The sequence below is a fragment of the Mastigocoleus sp. MO_188.B34 genome (genome assembly GCF_030065675.1).
In the GTDB taxonomy this organism is placed as follows: Bacteria; Cyanobacteriota; Cyanobacteriia; order Cyanobacteriales; family Nostocaceae; genus Mastigocoleus.
This window is the reverse complement of the sequence record NZ_JASJDK010000072.1, coordinates 1-19,494: the sequence shown is the minus strand read 5'-3', so window position 1 is coordinate 19,494 and position 19,494 is coordinate 1. Positions and strand designations below refer to the sequence as shown.

The following is a 19,494-nucleotide window of genomic DNA, read 5'->3' as shown; positions in this document are numbered from 1 at the left end:
TCAGATAAAATTACTGAAAAAATAAAATCATATAAACACTAGTATTCATACTTCGTAAAACTGCTATTTCCCATTTTGGTATTGTAGCCAAATATTATTGAGGAAATACTAACATTCCTGAGAAATTAAAACTTCTGAATACTCCTGTCGGTATATGGCTAACCCCACCTAGGCTAACAACATGAACCAAAGTGAGGCACTGCAAAAACTACTCGATTTGCTAGAGGAGAAAATAATGCGTCTGCGGGTTGCAAAGGTAACTGAAACAGATGCTTTAGGTATCTTTAAAGTGGAAAAGCAGATTGAGGAAGCACAAGCTGAATGCGATCGCATAAAACAAGAGATTGAAAATCAAAATATATCATCAGCAAGTTGCGACCTATACCGTGCATTATTAAAACTCGGCTATCGAGAACAGATAATTTCATTTAAAAGATTTCTTAAGTCCCAATCAATTGCAGCTTTTCTCATTCATGGTTCGCCGGATTACGGACAACGTTGGTTACTGAATCGATTAATTACTCAACATATTCGCTACGGTACTACGGGTAAGTTAGTGCGAATTCAACTCAATCGCATTGCACGCAGAAGGGATATTAGTGCTTTATGGCGAGAATTAAGGGGTAGAGTAGGTTTGGTAGGAAAACAACATACACCCTCAGAGATTGTTGAGCAAATTTATAGATGGTGGCAAACTCAAAATGTAATCTTGGCTTTCCATGATGTTGATTGTATGCCACAGGAGTATTTACAGCAACTAATTCAGGATTTTTGGTTACCGTTAGCTGGTCAAGCACGAGAGGTTGTATCTGAAACAACTAACTATCAATTACTAATGTTTTTGGTAGATTATGAGGGTGATTTGGGTAAGCAAAACACTTTGTTTGTGGAGAAATTAGAACCGAGTTGGGAACCGGAAATTCCCATTAAACTACCTTCGATTAATCCATTTGGCGATCACATTTTAAAGGACTGGATGAATATGATCGCGGTAGACATAGAATTTGATACATTACCCTTGATAGAAGAAATTATTAACGATACGGAAGATGAATTAGTCCAGGAAATCTTAGACAATAGTGATAATGGGATTCCGGAACTAGCAATGTCAGAAATTTGTCACCTGTGTGAATGCAATTGGTATGAAGAGAAGGACAGATGGCTAAAATATTAAGTCACAATCAACCTGAATATCATAAGCAACTGGAATACAAGGGTAAAGTGCAGCCACAGTGGGGGGAAAGAGATACTAATGGTCAGTTACTGTACCCTTATTTGCCTTATGAAGAATTAATCGAAGCTGTAAACTTGGCGATTTATTTGGAACGTCCTTTACTACTCAAAGGGGAACCGGGATGTGGTAAAACTCGGTTAGCTGCTGCTGTGGCTTATGAATTGGGTTTACCGTTTGAAGCTTGGTACATTAAGTCTACCACTCAAACCAAGGATGGTTTGTATACCTATGATGCGGTGACTCGCTTGCGGGATGCTCAACTTGCAGCAGCAGGTAGGATAATTAAAGATGAGGATATTCCCCTAATTAGCAATCCTGCTACCTATGTTCAATGGGGACCAATAGGACGTGCTTTTCAGAATAGTCAACGGACAGTTGTATTGATTGATGAAATTGATAAAGCTGACATTGATTTTCCCAATGATTTGTTATTAGAACTCGACCAGCAAAAGTTTATTGTTAATGAAACTCAAGAGGAAATTACAGCGAAAGTAGCACCGATAGTTTTTATTACCAGCAACGACGAAAAGGATTTACCGGATGCTTTTTTGCGACGCTGCTTGTTTCATTATGTAGAATTTCCCAATCCAGAAAGGTTGATTGAAATTATTAATTCTCATTTTCCTGCTTCCAATCAAAAGTTAGTAGCTCAAGCTGTAATTCGTTTCTTAAAATTGCGGGAGGAAATGGGAAAAGATAAGGGGGAAGTTGGTAAGAAGGTAAGCACCAGTGAATTAATTGATTGGTTTCGAGTTTTGCGACGTTATCCGGAAGATGAGGTTTTGGGGAAATTGGATGGGAAATTGCCTTATGCTGGGGTGTTGTTGAAGAGTTGGCAAGATCATGTACGTTATCTGAAGAGGTCTTAACAAGTATTGTTTAGAATATTGGGTTCAGCAATAGACGGGAAATTGGCAACAGATGTGGTTTTGTAACGGATGGGATTAGGAATGGATGTGGTGAACTGTGGATGTGTATTTATGTTAGAAATAGATATCTATCTCTTCTATACATTGCTCAATCTTTCATCTAGTCATGAACACAAACGAACTACCCCTACAGGAACTCTTCACCAGGCTACGGGAAGCAGGTTTACCACTCGGAATTGACGAGTATCAGTTAGTTTTGCATTCTTTACAAGCTGGATTTGGAATTGCTGACAAAGCTGCTTTGAAACATTTGTGTCAGACTCTGTGGAGCAAATCTGCTGAGGAAAAAGCAATATTGGAGTATCACTTTGAACAAGTGATTCGCAGTGAGGCTGTTATTTCAAGCAAGGACACAAACAGCAATACTATTGTCCCAACCCCAGAAATAAACAGCAATACTGTTATCCCAACCTCGAGGAAAAAAAGTAAGACTGTTTTCCCAACCTCGGAAAAATTGCCTAAAAAACCTTGGCAGCCTCAAATTTATCAGATCGCTCGCTACTTAATTATGGGCATAGTAGGAGTGGGAATAGTATTGGTTGTTAGATTTTTCCTGGTAACACCCAATCAGATACAAACCCCAACCCAGACATCAAAGCCAAAACAAAATGAACCTGAGACAAATTTGATTATTTGGAGTTTTTTTACTGTCATAGCCTTGGATCGTGGGTATGTACTTTTCCGGTGGCTCGCTAAACGAAAGGCTGAACATACTCCAAGTACCCCTGATTCTTCTCTAGCTTCAGAAATTATGACTCAAGAGTCTGTTGAAAATAATACCTTTATTACCGGAGCTACTCCGAATCTTTCTACTTCTGCTCCACCATCAAAATTGACACAGACAAGAGAAGATGAGGTACAAGTAGTTAAACCAGTGATGCAAGCTACCAGCAAACGCGATCAAACTCTTGGTAATATCTCTGTCTTGAATAGAGAGTTTTTCCCTTTGACCCAAAGACAAATGAAACAGGTTTGGCGCTACTTACGGCGTCCAGTACGGGAAGGAAAACCTACGGAGTTGGATGTGGAAGCAACCATCGACCAAATTGGACAGCAGGGTTTATTGTTAGATATCATCTTGGTTCCACCCCGGGTAAACCGAGCCGAACTAATGATTCTAATTGACCAGGATGGCTCAATGGTACCTTTTCATACTCTGTCCCGTAAACTCACAGAAACAGCCTTGGGAGACGGTCGTTTGCGAAAAACTGGTATTTACTACTTTCATAATTCTCCCGTTGAATATCTTTACCGCGATCGCCATCATCAGCAAGGTGAATTAGTTACTGATACCCTCACCAATCGTTGCTCTAAACAAACAGCTGTGTTAATTTTTAGTGATGGTGGTGCTGCACGTGGTGGCTCTAATGAAGAGCGTTACAAATTAACTCAGGAGTTTCTTACCCAGTTGCAACAACGAGTGCTTCACATTGCTTGGCTAAATCCAATTCCGAAAGAACGTTGGTTTGGTACAACTGCTGCTAAGATAGCTCGCCTTGTTCCCATGTTTGAAGTTAGCAGACCAAGTTTGCAGGATGCTATTAGTGTGTTGCGCGGACGCCCTACAAATTTTGAGGGGCGGCGAAAATGAGCAAAATTAAACCTGAAGTTGTCCACCAACGCATCGAATCGTTTGCCAAACGCTTCGGTAAAAAGCACTTATATTTGGCTTCTCATGCTGCTTTCCCCTTAGCACTGACACCGGATTTGTTATATGGTCTGTGGGCTAATTTCCAGCAGGATATTCACGGTGAAGTTTTAGGTATCCCCTGGATAGCTGTAGCAGATTTGCTGCTTTCTAGCCTATGTGATGAAGTGGGTTATGAACTTTACGAGATGGATTTGGCTGTGCGAAATCAGCTGCTAAAGGAATTGCAGGCAGATGAACGCTTCGGTAAACAGCGGATTAATGAAATGTCAGACTTCTTGCTGGAATATGTCCACCAAAAGCTTCAGAGTCACGACCCTGACATTCAAGATTTTGCCAAAACTCAGCAATGGATAGCTTTAGCATACACGCGATCTAGTCAGGCAGCGCGTGAACTGGCACTGGCATTCTCAAAGTTAGATCAGCAGGAATCAGCAGAACTTTTGCGCATGGCATCATTGACGGAAACATTTGCAGAACCATTAGCTGAATTCCAGCCTCTATTGATTTATGCCCGTGGGATGGGGAAGTTTGCCCGTGGCAATTTGGAAGCAGCAAAAGCTGAGTTTGGGAAAGTACTGAAAGAAAGAAAGCAGATACGGATTGCAGGAGTCAGTTTACCTGTTCCGGAACAGATAAAGGCAAATTTTCAGGCTTTAGGTTTAAAAACCTTTTCATTTGAAACCGTCACTGTTGATGCACGGGGGAACATGACCAACCGTCACAACCGTGAAGCAAAATACTTCGTGGAAGACTTGGGCAATGGTATCACCTTGGAGATGGTACAGATACCAGGGGGAACGTTCACAATGGGTTCGCCAGTATGGGAAGCGGGGAGAAGTAACAGTGAACGACCACAGCATCAAGTTACTGTTACTGGGTTCTTTATGGGGAGGCTTGAAGTTACCCAAGTACAGTATGAAGCAATTATGGGTCAAAATCCTTCCAACTTCAAAGGGAAAAACCGACCTGTAGAAAGCGTATCTTGGAATGATGCAATGGAATTTTGCCAAAGGCTGAGTCAAAAGGTAGGATGCACTTATCGTTTACCCAGTGAAGCTGAATGGGAATATGCTTGTCGCGCTGGAACTACTACACCTTTTCACTTTGGCGAGACCATTACCACTGATTTAGCTAATTACAATGGTAATCAGACCTATGCTGATGCACCAAAAGGCGAATATCGTCAACAAACAACACCTGTGGGAAATTTTCTACCAAACTCTTTCGGTTTATATGATATGCATGGTAATATATGGGAGTGGTGTTTAGACACCTGGCATGAAAACTACAAAGAAGCTCCCTCAGATGGTAGTGCGTGGATTGGGAGTTATAAAGATAATAGATCTTTAACTGAAGAAGAACGTGGTATTTTTTACGAAAAATTAAATACAAGCGATTACAACATATTTAGAGTGCTGCGTGGTGGTTCTTGGGACTTCATTCCTGTATACTGCCGTTCTGCCTGTCGCAACTACATCGGTCCCGACGACGACCACAGCGACACTGTTGGTTTTCGTCTTGTCTGCGGTATTGCGCGGAGGGGTCTTTAGTAGCCCTTTACACTTTCATCCTTTTCCCTCTTCACTTCTACCTCGCCGGAGGCGGAAAATTTTTTTTTAAATATTTAATTTACCAAATACCAATGTTTCAAGTTATTTTCTTTGGGTTATTGATGATTAAACCTGGCATGACTTAATATGGTTATTTTTTTCAGTAAACTTATGTTCTGTCAAGGGCTTTCGGTGAAAATGATTTTGGTATGGTTGTGATAAATTCCACTGTAGGGGCGCGCCGACGTGCGCCCTATATACGTGCGTCCTGATATTATATCCTTCTATTTTTTTTACTAATGTTTTCACCCCACCAACTTAATGAACTCCAAAAACTCCAAGATTTGCTACAAGAAAAAATACTCCGTCTACGAACAGCCAAAGCAATCGAAACAAGGGCAGCAGTCATCTTCCAACTAGACAAACAAATTCAGGAAGCTGAAGCAGAACACGATAAAGTCGCCCAAGAAATTGCACAATTAAATCAAAAACAAACACCAAAACAATACCAAGAAATCAAAACCCTAGATACAAAAACAATATTGATTTTAGCCGCAAATCCTAAAGATACCCCTCAACTACGCCTCGAAGAAGAGATCCGAGAAATTGACGAAGGATTGCGACACGCTAACCACCGAGATAAATTCAAACTAGAAATGAAATTAGCGGTGCGTCAACGAGACTTCTACAGAGCAATTTTAGATACTCAACCGCAAATTATCCACTTCTGCGGACATGGTGAAGGGGAAGATGGTATCCTCCTCGAAGACGAAACCGGAATGACAGCTTTTGTCCGAGCAGATACCCTAGCAAGTTTATTTAAACTGTTTGCCCAAAAAGGGTTAGAGTGTGTGTTGCTAAACGCTTGTTATTCAGAAGTCCAAGCAGAAGCTATTAGTCAACATATTAAGCATGTAATTGGGATGAATCGCGCAATTGGCGATAGAGCAGCAATTAACTTCGCAGTAGCGTTTTACGATGCTTTAGCTGCAGGGGAAGACATAGAATTTGCTTTTGAATTGGGGCGATCGCAACTTATTGGTTTGCAAGAAAATCAAACCCCCATACTTAAAACCAAATCTTGAAATTTTGAAATCTTGAAATTTTTAACTAACCTTTATTAGTAACTTGGAAAAATTCTTGATGAAGCCTTTTGGGAACTAAAAATATCATCTTGGGAAGAATATCTTTGGGATATTCTGTAATTTGAATAAACCTTGGTTTTGAATGATATTTTGATTTATCTTTCGGTTTTACAAAAGCAAAAATTAAATAATCAAGCTGTTTTGCATATTCAAGCAAACGATTATCGGGAAAAGCCTCAGATAAAATTAAAGGCTGTTCTCTCTCAATTAAATTTTTCCCACCCAACAATACTTCAAGATCTGCACCCTCTACATCTGTTTTGATTGCAGTCACTCTTAAATATGGATGTTGACTGGCAAAATTATCTAAAGTATTAACTTTAACATTAATATAATCACCAGGGACTGCTTTTGATTTTATATTTAATTTACTTAATTCAGGTAATCTTGTAACATCAAACTGCATTTCACCAGCTTTTGAATAAACAGCTTCTTGAATCACCGTGATATTATCAACTTTTCTGGCATTTTCTTTTAAAGCTTTAAGACTTCTGGGGTCTGGTTCAAAAGCATAAACTTTATGACAATAAGGAGAGAGCAGTAAAGAGTAATAACCAATATTTGCACCAATATCTAAAAAACTTTTTTTCCTATCAAGATATCTAATGAAATATTCTTCACTTCCCCAATCAACATAACCATTTTTGACAAATAACTCGGTTCCAAACCTACTATTACGAGGAAGATTAATTGAAATTTCCTGATTTAAATGAATAATATTATCTTGTTGTAGAACACGCTTATAAAATTGTCTAATAAAGTATCTATAAAAAAATTTAGGGTAACCAACTTCAGAAGCAAGACTCCAATTTATCAAAGATAGATTATTCATTGATTTGGATAATAAGACTTAAACTTATTTTTTATAACCATCTATCAACATAACAAGTTTAATGTCTTGCAAATAACCGTAAAAACCCCGAAGGACTAAGAGGATGTTTGGGAAGTATAGCTTATTACCCAATATCATTATTGAGACGCTATGCTAATGACTTTTTAATTGCGCGTAGCGCCTATGTCTCACTTTCCCAACTATAGTTAGCAATTTTGCCCAAAAATAGTATAGTTCCTAAAGCATTAATAGTAAAAACAATTCCATCGTTGAATAAATCTACCAAACCTGTAATAGATGGCTTATCAAATCTTGGGTTCAAATTACGAGTAATATTAATTTCTTGTTCTAAGTAATGCTCTATTTCTTGATTATGAAGTGATTTGTTTTTGGAGTGATTTTCTGTAATCTCAGATTCTGAAAGCGGAAATGAAGGCAAAACTTGATTATTCTCAATTGCTTTATTTACTATTTCTTTTATCTGACTTGAATCAATTAGTACACCTTCAAGTGGGTTAGATCGATTTAATCCCTTAGCAATAGTAATTTCTTCACAATTATCTATTTGAGACTTAAGTTCTTCGGGAGAGATTTGAAGATATTCTGTAGATAAACTCTGTGACAAGTCTAGCTCAATTTCAATTGGAACCTTCAACATCAAATGAACCAAAAGTTTTTTAGTTCCTGAGTTAGATTTTAAAGTAGGAGAAGTAGACATAACTTTAAGTCACTATTATTACTATAAGGCGAGACTTGGAGAAGATTTAGTCAGCCATAATAAAGTTGGTTATCAAGGAAGCAATATATGAATATAAACACTGGTTATAATACTTCCTTGAATAACAGTTACTTATCGAAAACTAGCAATAAATAGTTGATAATCTAACCATCATTTGGTGATTATACTTAATATTTATTATTGTTTTCTCTATTGCTATTTTCAGCAACCGCGAAGAGGAATAGCGATTAATGCTTGCAAGTATCAACAGGCTTACAAATTGGTTTTTTACTCTTAATTTCTGGTTCTAGTAAAACATCAGGCTCCAAGAAAATAGGTAATTTTTCGTGAGCGGGATTCACTGGAACAACATATACTTGCGGACAAACTGTCACAGGTATGTTTAACTTAATGGGAACAGTAAATTCGCAAGTTTTTTCGTAATATTCTTTGGTATGTTCAGACATAATTAATTATCCTCTGATAGTTTAGATATTTGGTTGAGTTTTATTTTAAATTTGTTTGCTTGGTACGATTAGCAAATAATACTAAGCTTGATATGGCTGTTTCTCATAGCCATTTAAGGGATGACAAACTGGTTTCTTACTACTAACTTCCGGTTCTAGCAAAATATCAGGTTCTAAATAGATGGGTAGTTTTTGTTGAGTAGAATTTGCTGGAGTAACGGATACTTGTGGATGAACTGTAACAGGGATGTTTAACTTAATAGGGAAAGTAAATTCACAACCTTTTTCGTAGCTGTCGGTAATTTTATCAGACATAATTGACTATACTTTTATTCCTTTATGATGTTTGATGTAGTTGATTTTTACTACTAATTACAGATAAATTAGTTCATGATTACAGATAAATTAGTTCATGAAGTGAATATTTTAGTAACCACCTAAGGCTTGACAAACTGGTTTTTTACTTTTTACTTCTGGTTCTAGTAAAATATCTGGTTCAAAATATATTGGTAATTTCTCTTGAACTGCCTTAGCTGGAATAACAGATACTTGTGGATGAACTGTAACAGGTATATTTAACTTGATAGGGAAGGTAAATTCACAAGCTGTCTCATAGTGTTCGGTAATTTTATCTGACATGATTCAATATCCTTTATTAGTGTTATAAAGTGTTATAAAGTTGAAAAAAAGTAAATTTTATTTTTTTCATATTTAATCAATAGGCAATATAATATTAATTACCTACTATTAAATATCATTTCAAAGTAATTAAATCTTTGAAAATATAGCGGCAAAAATTACTTTTTCTCTCTACATTAGAATAGGTGCTGCTAAATTAACTTATGCACATTAAGAATAAAATTAAACTATATTTTTGAGTATTTAAAAGTAATTATCAAAAAACAAGATATAAAAATTAAAAATTACAGATTTAATCCGGCTAAACAACTTTTTTTCTCTGAATGTGCTTGTATTTGAAGTATTTTTACTTCAATTCTGCTCAGAAATAAATAATTAACCAACTTCCAAATTAACCAACTTCCAAGTAAATATTCGGTATTCTTATCCCAGAGCAAAATAACTACACCGCATAACTGCTAGCTTTGAAAGTTACTCGGGAAAAGTTGGGATTGGGGACTAGCGACTCTGGGAAAAAATTATCCAATTGCTTGCAAAATGACCCTTTTGTTAAGCGCTAACATTCATTACTCATTACCCATAACTCATAAGTAGGTTAGTAAGAAAAATCATAACTTGTTTGTAATAGCGCTTTAGCGCTAAAGCGCTACTACGAGCCAAATACGAGTATTTTATATTTCTTTACATAGTTTACTTTTTTCTTGCCTACTTACTTAACTCATAACTGTGCGCTTACGCGCCCCGCTTCGCTAACATAACTCATAACTTATTACTTATTACTCATAACTCATCACTTATTACTCATTACCCATTACCTATTACCCATTACCCATTACCCTACTGATCGCTAGTTCTCATCAAAAAATAAAAAACCCCACAATGGGGGTTAACAAAAATCACTATATTAAAAATTGATTTTGAGCCGAGATTAAAAGTACCCACAGCTAAAGTATGTAGAGTAAACCAAAAAGAATAATCCAAATTACGTCTACAAAGTGCCAGTAAATCTCTGCCGCCTCAATACCAAAATGAGATTCGCTGCTGTAGTGACCTGCTTTGAGAGAACGTAAAAATACAGCCAAAATTGCACATACACCAATGAAAACGTGCAAACCGTGGAAACCTGTCAATACATAAAATGCACTAGCATACAAGTTTGTGGTTAAACCAAATTCTAAATGGTAATACTCATACGCCTGTCCACAGAGAAAAACGATTCCCATCAACGCAGTAATGGCAAACCAAATTCTCATCGCTGTGACGTTATTTTTCTTAATCGCAGTATCTGCATTATGGATAACAAAACTGGAAGCAATTAGAATCGCGGTGTTCACTCCGGGTAGCAGCAGTTCTCTTTCTGGAGTTCCAGGGGGTGGCCAAACCGGTAACTCAGAACGGAAAATTAGATATGCTGCAAACATACCCATAAAAATCATTCCCTCAGCAATGAGGAAAACAAATAAACCAGTTATGCGGTGGTCTGGATGTTCGGCATGATGTCCTGCACTCGCCACGTGGTGATGATTAAGTTCAGTCTTTGCCGGATCTACTGTTTGAGTTTGCATAAATATTCGATACTTGTACTAATACTGCTGATGAGCTTTGCGAGCAAAACTTAAAGTTAAATATTCCCCATCCTGACTCATATCTTCAGAAATACAACTTAATCTGTTCAGAAATAATTCAATCAAAATTCTTTACAAAGTTATTCGAAGACTTCTTCAAAGACTTCTTCAAAGAATTATTCAAAAATTATTCAAGAATCCAAAACTAATTTATTTCCTTTCATTAAGCTTAATTTCTTGAGTCGGTCAAGTAACAAAATTGATTGGGGGTTTTCCCAGGTCAAACCTGGGAAATGTTAAATTTCTATCATCAGGCTATCAGGAATTAAAAAATTACCAGAGGTTTTTGCATAAGATTTAGCTTATTTTCCCTTGCTGGGAGTAGGATTTTTCCCTTCTGGTTCACTTCCTGAATTTGATTTGAAGCCTTTACTTTTAGCTAAAACTGCTTCTTTTTCCTTAGATGCAGTTGCATCAGCTTCATCAAGACTGTATCCCATACCATATTCGTATGGTCCACAGATAAGTACTGGAGTAGTTTCGAAGTTTTCAATAATTGGTGGCGAAGTTGTGTTCCATTCCAGGGTCAGTGCTTGCCATGGATTGTTACCAGCTTTTGGTCCATACATCCAACTCCAAATTACATTAATGATGAATGGAAGAGTGGAAACTGCCAGTAAGTAAGAACCGTAAGTACAAATTTGGTTGAGGTCGGTAAACTGGGGATCGTATTGAGCAATACGACGATTCATACCCATCATTCCCAATTTGTGCATGGGTAAGAAGGTCATATTCATACCCACAAATGTCAGAGCAAAGTGAACTCTACCCCAAAATTCATTAATCATCCGTCCAGTAATTTTAGGGAACCAATGATAGTAACCAGAGAAAATCCCGAAAACTGCACCACCAAAGAGGACGTAGTGTAAGTGGGCAACAATGAAATATGTATCGTGGACGTGAACGTCAAATGGTACGGAAGCCAGCATTACGCCACTGATCCCACCAATCACAAAGGTACTTAAAAAGCCCATTGCAAATAGCATGGCACTGTTGAGACGAATCTTTCCACCCCACATTGTTGCCAGCCAACTAAATATCTTGATCCCCGTGGGTACGGCAATAATCATGGTGGTAATCATGAAGAACATCCGCAACCAACCAGGAACGCCACTGGTAAACATATGGTGCGCCCAAACAATTAGACCCAAAAAGCTAATTGCTAAAGAAGAATAAGCGATCGCTCGATAACCAAAAATTGGTTTACGGGAGTGGACGGGAATTACCTCGGAGATAATGCCAAAGAAGGGCAAAATCATAATGTAAACCGCTGGGTGGGAGTAGAACCAAAACATATGTTGGTAAACTACGGGATCACCACCACCAGTGGGATTGAAAAATGCTGTTCCAGCAATCAAGTCAAAGGAAAGCAGAATTAAAGCGCCAGCAAGTACTGGAGTAGAAATCAATGCTAAAGCTGAAGTAGCTAACATCGCCCAGCAGAACAAAGGCATTTGATTGAAACCCATACCAGGGGTTCGCATTTTGAATGTGGTAACTAAAAAGTTAATGGCACCCAAAATTGACGATGTACCCAGGAGCAAGACACTTATAATCCAGATGGCTTCACCGACCTGACCCGTAACCAAGCTCAGGGGTGGGTAAGATGTCCAACCTGCATCGGGTGCATCACCAACAATCAAACTACTAATTAGTAATAGTCCTGCGGGAGGAACAATCCAGAAAGCAAGAGCATTCAAACGAGGAAATGCCATATCTTCTGCCCCAATCATTAGGGGAATTAGATAGTTAGCAAATCCTGCACCTGCTGGTACAATCCACAAAAAAATCATAATTGTGGCGTGCAGGGTAAACAAACCGTTGTAGGTTTCTGGACTTACAAAATCTGGTGCTGGAGTTCTTAACTCCGTACGGACTAAATCAGCAAATACACCACCCAAACAGTAAAACATGAAGGTGGTAACCAGGTATTGAATACCAATTACCTTATGGTCGGTGTTGAAAGTAAAATATTCCCACCATTTTCGTTGGCGGTGTTCAGTCACTGGGACTGATGGAACTTCCGGTTTAATCTGTGCTTTGGTCATAAAATAATTCTGAGTTAAGTCAGTTATTGGTTTTCGCTTGTTGGCTATGTTTTTCGTAGGGCTTTCCACCAACGACTAACTGGCTTCCTAATAATGGTGATGAGCAGCGTGCATATCATTGGGGATTACTGCGGATGAAATTCCCATTGGTTCAGTATAGGAAGCAAGTGCAACTGCTTGCTCCATTTGTTGAGCGCTAGCAATTTGTTGCTGTTTCATCCAGCTATCAAAATCTTCCTGGCTGTGAACTATAACTTGGGTTCTCATTGCGCCATGGTAGGGACCGCAAAGTTCAGCGCAAACTACAGGATAATTACCTAATTTGTTGGGGGTAAAACTTAATTCAGTCTGGCGACCAGGAATTAAATCTTGTTTTAAGCGAAATTCAGGTACCCAGAAAGCATGAATTACATCATTAGCATTCATATTTACTTTTACTTGGCGACCTTCAGGAACGTGAAGCTCCCCTGAGACAACTCCAGTATCTGGGTAAGTAAAGATAAAAGCATATTGTAAGCCAGTGACGTTAACGACTATTTCTGAGTTGTCGTTTACATTTACACTGGTAGGTAATACCTCACTATCTGCAGGATTATCTCCATCTGACTGGGGATCGGATGCTAATAGTGGTTGTCCATCGCTTAAAGTGGCAGCAACAGCAGTTCCCGGCGCGCTTCTAGTTTCTGCCGCCACTGGGTTGCTATTTTCTTTAATGGGACCCAATCCTCCGATTTGCTGATAGACATCAAAGCTGTAAACTGATATACCAAGTACAATAACAGCAGGAATAGCAGTCCAAAGTATCTCTAAGGGTACGTTACCATGTACTGGCGGACCATCCTCATTATCGCCAGCACGGCGACGATAGCGAATAGCGCAGTAAATTATAACACCTTCCACAATTAAGAATATGCCTGTGGAAACTGTCATCATGGAATTAAACAGACCATCCACTAAATCGGCTTCGTCAGAGGCTGCTGAAGGTAGCAATCCGTGGTTTTGACCGTACCACAGACTTACTAAGGTCAGAACAATGCCTATAAGTAATGTCCAGATTGAATTTGGGATTTTCACGGTTGATAAGGTTAACGACTTTACTGTCTCAGATAAAACGACCCATCTACTAAGGTAATCTAGCCTATCGGATATATAGACATTGAGTCTGAAATCTTTATTAAGTTTTTCGGTCGTTTTTCTTATTTAATGATTCTGTACAATTCTGAAAAAATAGGTAATTCGACCGAAGCAGGAAAGAATTCTTGTGTGTCTCTTGTATCCATTAAGGAGCATTTACCATCTGCTGGGAATGTTCAAATAATTAAATACCATAAAGATGATATTTTTGAGTTTGAAGATCTAATATTTTGTTAATTGAACTGCCCATAATTTGCAATCGGAACCTCGGTCTTCAAAATCTGTCTTGAGGACACCATGAGGTAAAAGCTTTGAAATTGAAAACATATTTTGATGCAGTGCAAATACGAACCTGGAAATTACGAACCTAAAAAACAAGAAAATACCAACTAAGAAACTGCGAACATAGAACAACTTTGCATTTATGACTCGTGAGAGTCCTAAGACTGAAGCAAATGCATGGAAATTAATTTCGATACTAAACCTAAATACTTATCTACAATATCGGCAAGCCAATTAATCAAGATATGGGACAAGATATGAATTTGGAAGCATGTTGCAAGCCTCCATTATAGCTTGGTAGTGTGCATCACTGTTTGATTAATTTCTCACTTACTAGAATAATCGTCGAAGCTCTCAGGTCAGATATGACCATGAGGTTATTACCTAAACCTCTGCAATTAATCTGTTCGGATTAATATTCTGCAATACTTGTCAATGTGTTAATACTTCTTCAGGGATTTAATTCTCTAGTGATTTAATTCTTCAGTACTTTAATTTAGAATTATTAAAGTAATTTTTATAGTCAAATATTACATTAACTATAAGATCTGGTTATGATTACTAAAACTGTGTTAGGAAACTATTATTTCCTATATTTCCTCCTACTCGAAAATAATGTTTTGCTAGGCTGGGATTACTCTATTCTAGGGATTACTCTATTCTAAGTGCCCTTTAAAGTAAAGCAAACTTGAGATTAATTATTGGACAACAAAGAAATAGGATTTTATGGATATAAGATACAGCATTCTAGTTTTTGACTAAAAGCTGACCTTTTAAAGCCGATCGTTTAAGAATTAGAATTTAATACTCAATTCTAATTAATACTCAAGTCCAACTTTAACACTCAAATCAAACTTCCATACTCAATTAATTTTTTGTCATAATTTATTCACCTCATTAACACTGCATAGCAATATATCATGATGTGTTATTGCTCACCTTGAAAACACTGTTTACCTTAATATTCTTGCCTCATATGGCGGTATATGTGCAGTTACTATCATTATTTATTCATTCTCTGGTGTGTCTTACCTTTTTCACTACTGCCTCACACAAGTCAAGCCTATAGTACTACAATAATGTTTTCCCTATTGTTTAAGTCAGGGATGATTTTGTCCACCCAGTAATTTGACACATTAATTTCGAGGGTTTGTAGAGACGTAAAATTTTACGTCTCTACAGGTTTTTGATGCTAAACTAGCCCTCTGAATATGGCATTATTACCCGCTCATTTCTGCAATCACATGTTGTTCTAAGAAAAAATAGCTAACCCCGTCTAAATAAATAGGGTGTAGACAGGGTTCAAGTGTTCAACAATTTTGTTCGAAGTCAGTCCGCGAGAAAAAGCGAACGTAATTAAAATTTAGTGTTTCTCTGGCAGACGGGATGTATCGGGAATTAATTTGAAAGTCAATTTAACAATCACTTCTGGATTTAGAAATTAATTCTTGGTTAAAAGACCAATTCTGGGTTACCGGAATCAATGCAGGTGCGATCTCTCACTTGACCGCACTTGCTTTCTTTGTTGAGGATATTTATTCGATAACACCAACCAAGGTTGAAATTTCAGAATCAGCTAATGTTGGAATTGTCAAAATGGGGGATTGCTGCAAGATAAATTCTTCTTTGCTCGCAACTACTGGTAAAAACTGACGCGCATGTGTTGCAACCTGTACAGTTTTAACATCGTACATTTGAGTAATCAGTTTGGGATATAAACCAACACCAATAATTGGAACTAACAAGCAAGCAGTAATAAACAACTCGCGGGGTTTAACATCAGGGACAAAAGTATCCAGTTTTAATTCCTCGTTTTGCTTGCCGTAGAAAACTTCACGCAACATGGAGAGTAGATAAATTGGAGTTAAAATTACCCCTACTGCAGATAACAGTACAATAATCACCTTGAAATTGGAACTGTAAACATCGCTGTTGGTAATTCCGAGGAAAACCATCAACTCGCCCACAAAACCGCTCATTCCTGGTAAAGCCAGAGAAGCCATCGCACCGGCGGTGAATAAACCAAAGGTTCTAGGCATTACTTTGCCCATACCACCCATTTTGTCCATCATCAAAGTATGGGTGCGTTCGTAGGTGACACCAGTTAGGAAGAATAAAGCTGCAGCGATCAAACCGTGGGAAAGCATTTGTAATACCGCACCACTCATACCAATTTCTGTGTAGGAAGCAATTCCAACTAACACAAATCCCATGTGAGCGATGGATGAATATGCTAAGCGACGTTTGAGGTTGGTTTGAGCAAAAGCACAGCACGCACCATAAATAATATTTACAACCCCTAAAACAGCTAACATTGGGGCGAAGTAAACATGTGCATTGGGCAACATTTCCATGTTGATGCGGATGAGAGCATAACCACCCATCTTCAATAGCACACCTGCTAAAATCATCGAACCTGGAGTTGAAGCTTCACCGTGAGCATCGGGTAACCAGGTATGGAATGGGAAAACTGGTAACTTAACACCAAAGGCAATAAAGAAACCTGCATAAGCAAGCATTTCAAAAGCTTTGGGATATTCCTTCATTCCCAAAGATGCCATGTCAAATGTGAATGTATCTCCGTGGAAAGCCATTGCAAATCCACCGACCAAAATGAAGATGGATGCAGCAGCGGTGTAGAGAATAAATTTAGTTGCAGCATAACGACGTTTTGCTCCACCCCAAATCGAAATTAGTAAGTATACAGGTACCAATTCGATTTCCCACATTAGGAAGAACAGCAACATATCTTGAGCGGCGAAAACACCTATTTGGGCGCTGTACATCACCAGCATCAATGCATAAAACAGACGTGGTTTCTTCTCTACTCTCCAAGCTGCAAATATTGCCACAGTATTAATTAAACCTGTAAGCAATATTAGTGGCATAGATAAACCATCTACTGCTAGCGACCAATTCATACCCAGTTGGGGTATCCAAGAATAACTTTCTGCTAGCTGTAAACTCGAGTTTTGTAAGTCGTAATTACGCCAGAAACCATAAATAGTTAATGCAAAATCTGCGACTGCTACTCCCAAAGCATACCAACGGACTGTTTTACCATTTTTATCTGGAATTAATGGGATAGCAAATGTTGCTAATAGCGGAAAAATAATGATTGCAGTGAGCAAAGGAAATTGAGTTATCATTCTTTTGGATACTCTTAAACTACGCGGGAATTTCGCCTTTCGATAGACTCGTATCTTGCACTCGCATCCGCTAATTATTGCGAATATATACTCTTATTTGAGAGAAAAACTGATAGTTTACCAAACAATTTCTGACAGGTTATAAAGACAACTTGTGAGTATTATTTTTTGTTTCCAACTCAAAATTTAATGTCTAAAACAACATGTCAAAATTTGTCTGTTTGATTATTAGTAGTCGGCTAAAAAAAATTACTAAATGTGATATATCCATATTTTTTGTGAGAAGTGCAACAAAGTTACATCTGGGATATGGACTTTGAATTCCAAAAAATTGCTTCTAACCGACTACTAACAATTAACTAAAAAAAACAAACTAATTTGCACAAAAAGTAGAAGTGTTACAATTTCCAATCTGGCCTATGGGAGAATTTGGATTCTTACTTTACCAAATTTGAGATTATTCTGGATCAGGTTGATCGGCAATGACTGAATTGTTTATACAGTACGTTTTAAAAATCTATTCCATCAAGAAATCAAACAATCAGCCAATTTCTATTTATTTTTGTAAACCTACAAGCTGAAATATATTCTCGGATACAACAGAAGTGAAAATTTAGATATCTACATGCTGATATTTATAGTCGATGCACATTTGACCATGGCGAGCTAAATTCATACTTCTTTGCATTACAAAAATATCGCCTGCGAGCTCAACTATTGTTTCGTACACCACTGCTTGTTCACCAGGTGCAACTAAATCAACGTTGTTCATTGCGAGTTGTTTATTTTTGTTCATTGCTTGTTATTTCATTCACAAAGCTTTGATAAAGCTTATTCAAAAAGAAGTGACAAACTGGTGACAAGAACGCGAATTTTTTCAAATTTTTTATTTTTAAGGGTAATTATGAGTAATTTTGCTTAAGGATAAAAAATATTATTGATAATAATTGGTGAATAGGAAATTGAAGAATTATATAGTATCTTCAAACGAATCGCGATAAATCTGATTTTGAAGCTTATGCTTCACTTTTCAAGCCAAGATTCAAGCCAAGAAAAGATGTTGTACAAACCTTATCGATAGTATTTTATTTTTATACATTTCTTAACATTAAGTAAAGTTTATCCTGCCAAAAAGTTTATCCCGCCAAGAGAATTAATAGTAAGATTTTAGTTTCGTGAATATTATTTTCGTAAATATTATTTTGGCCACTTTGGTTTTTGTAAGTCGAATATTCTCGAGTCAGACTAAAATGTATGGGAAAATAAACTTGTGAATATCAAGATTTCATCATTTGCAAGTACATCACTACTCAAATCCAAGTTCAAATCCAAGTACTTCACCACTCAAATCTTCAACAGCGTATAGTTAAAGAATAGGAGCGCTGAGATTAGTCGTAAATTTGTAAGTCTTAAACTTGTAAGTCTTAAACTTGTAAGTCGTAAACTTGTAAGTTATAAATTTTGTAACAAAAACCAAAGGGACTGCGAATTGTTATCATTTAGTCCCAAGAACCTGAAAAATACCTAAAGCTTCACGGGAAAACTAGCTAGGTTGCTTCAAAGTATTAGATGAGATTTAATATCTCACCCTGGTCTATACGCTAGGGTATAGGTAAATCAGTACTAATAAATCAGTACTGATAAATATTTGGAATATCTGTAGCTAAAATTTTCACAGCTAAGATGTCCATCAATAACACGTTCATAGCTAACATATTGCAGGCAAAAGGTATTGTTTATGAGCGAATTTGTCCTAGAGCAAGAGAATCTAGTAACTACAAAACAGCACGAACCAAAGGAAAAGATTCGTCGCCTGGTCTGGAAATTATGTATAGCGACTTTAGTTTTAATGGCTATAGGTAGTGCAACCCGAGTCATGAATGCTGGATTAGCTTGTCCAGATTGGCCTTTGTGCTATGGTGAATTGGTGCCTGCGAAGCAAATGAATCTTCAGGTTTTCTTGGAATGGTTTCATCGCTTGGATGCAGCACTCATTGGTTTTGGCGCGATCGCACTTTCTGGTTTATCTTGGTGGTATCGTCGCTCCTTACCTCGCTGGTTACCATTCGCAGCAACCTTCGCCCTTTTCTT

The 19,494-nt window shown here is 37.6% G+C and carries 16 protein-coding genes; 6 read left to right on the top strand and 10 right to left on the bottom strand.

Going from position 1 to position 19,494, the window contains the following annotated elements; genetic code table 11:
- Positions 1-181: 181 nt before the first annotated feature.
- From QNJ50_RS17410 to QNJ50_RS17390, 5 genes are all read left to right on the top strand, one after another.
- Positions 182-1,174: a hypothetical protein gene (locus QNJ50_RS17410; RefSeq protein ID WP_300637460.1), complete on the top strand. Its 993-nt coding sequence runs from the start codon at positions 182-184 to the stop codon at positions 1,172-1,174.
- Complete coding sequence (locus tag QNJ50_RS17405) at positions 1,159-2,103, top strand: MoxR family ATPase (protein WP_300637458.1); 945 nt, start codon at positions 1,159-1,161, stop codon at positions 2,101-2,103. Before QNJ50_RS17410 ends, QNJ50_RS17405 begins: the two co-directional genes overlap by 16 nt.
- A gap of 166 nt (positions 2,104-2,269) precedes the next feature.
- On the top strand, positions 2,270-3,754 hold the full coding sequence (locus tag QNJ50_RS17400; RefSeq protein ID WP_300637456.1) for a hypothetical protein: 1,485 nt from the start codon (positions 2,270-2,272) through the stop codon (positions 3,752-3,754).
- Entirely contained in the window at positions 3,751-5,364 is a 1,614-nt protein-coding gene (locus tag QNJ50_RS17395; RefSeq protein WP_300637454.1) for a formylglycine-generating enzyme family protein, read from the top strand. Before QNJ50_RS17400 ends, QNJ50_RS17395 begins: the two co-directional genes overlap by 4 nt.
- Before the next feature lie 299 nt (positions 5,365-5,663).
- Positions 5,664-6,449 carry a CHAT domain-containing protein gene (locus QNJ50_RS17390; RefSeq protein WP_300637452.1) on the top strand — a complete coding sequence of 262 codons (786 nt, stop codon included), beginning with the start codon at positions 5,664-5,666 and terminating at the stop codon, positions 6,447-6,449.
- 25 nt (positions 6,450-6,474) lie between these two features.
- Here the strand turns inward: QNJ50_RS17390 and QNJ50_RS17385 are convergent, their stop codons facing one another.
- The 10 genes from QNJ50_RS17385 to QNJ50_RS17340 form a co-directional block, all read right to left on the bottom strand.
- A complete protein-coding gene (locus QNJ50_RS17385; RefSeq protein WP_300637450.1) occupies positions 6,475-7,341 on the bottom strand; it encodes an FkbM family methyltransferase in 867 nt (288 codons plus the stop codon).
- A gap of 181 nt (positions 7,342-7,522) precedes the next feature.
- Positions 7,523-8,059 (bottom strand): hypothetical protein, encoded by a 537-nt coding sequence (locus tag QNJ50_RS17380; RefSeq protein ID WP_300637448.1) that lies wholly within the window; start codon positions 8,057-8,059, stop codon positions 7,523-7,525.
- Positions 8,060-8,307: 248 nt separating this feature from the next.
- Positions 8,308-8,526 carry a hypothetical protein gene (locus QNJ50_RS17375; RefSeq protein WP_300637446.1) on the bottom strand — a complete coding sequence of 73 codons (219 nt, stop codon included), beginning with the start codon at positions 8,524-8,526 and terminating at the stop codon, positions 8,308-8,310.
- Between the two features lie 81 nt (positions 8,527-8,607).
- On the bottom strand, positions 8,608-8,841 hold the full coding sequence (locus tag QNJ50_RS17370) for a hypothetical protein (protein ID WP_300637444.1): 234 nt from the start codon (positions 8,839-8,841) through the stop codon (positions 8,608-8,610).
- A 111-nt stretch (positions 8,842-8,952) separates the two neighbouring features.
- Complete coding sequence (locus tag QNJ50_RS17365; protein WP_300637442.1) at positions 8,953-9,165, bottom strand: hypothetical protein; 213 nt, start codon at positions 9,163-9,165, stop codon at positions 8,953-8,955.
- Between the two features lie 944 nt (positions 9,166-10,109).
- Positions 10,110-10,730 carry a heme-copper oxidase subunit III gene (locus QNJ50_RS17360; protein ID WP_300637440.1) on the bottom strand — a complete coding sequence of 207 codons (621 nt, stop codon included), beginning with the start codon at positions 10,728-10,730 and terminating at the stop codon, positions 10,110-10,112.
- 362 nt (positions 10,731-11,092) lie between these two features.
- Entirely contained in the window at positions 11,093-12,838 is a 1,746-nt protein-coding gene (ctaD, locus tag QNJ50_RS17355; protein WP_300637438.1) for a cytochrome c oxidase subunit I, read from the bottom strand.
- An 87-nt stretch (positions 12,839-12,925) separates the two neighbouring features.
- Positions 12,926-13,912 carry a cytochrome c oxidase subunit II gene (locus QNJ50_RS17350; protein WP_300637436.1) on the bottom strand — a complete coding sequence of 329 codons (987 nt, stop codon included), beginning with the start codon at positions 13,910-13,912 and terminating at the stop codon, positions 12,926-12,928.
- Between the two features lie 1,877 nt (positions 13,913-15,789).
- Positions 15,790-17,403, bottom strand: coding sequence for an NAD(P)H-quinone oxidoreductase subunit 4 (locus tag QNJ50_RS17345; RefSeq protein ID WP_300637434.1), 1,614 nt, complete (start codon positions 17,401-17,403; stop codon positions 15,790-15,792).
- Positions 17,404-18,016: 613 nt separating this feature from the next.
- A complete protein-coding gene (locus QNJ50_RS17340) occupies positions 18,017-18,175 on the bottom strand; it encodes a hypothetical protein (RefSeq protein WP_201026174.1) in 159 nt (52 codons plus the stop codon).
- A gap of 966 nt (positions 18,176-19,141) precedes the next feature.
- Here QNJ50_RS17340 and QNJ50_RS17335 point away from each other — a divergent pair.
- On the top strand, positions 19,142-19,494 hold a 353-nt coding region (locus tag QNJ50_RS17335), incomplete at its 3' end, for a COX15/CtaA family protein (protein ID WP_300637431.1).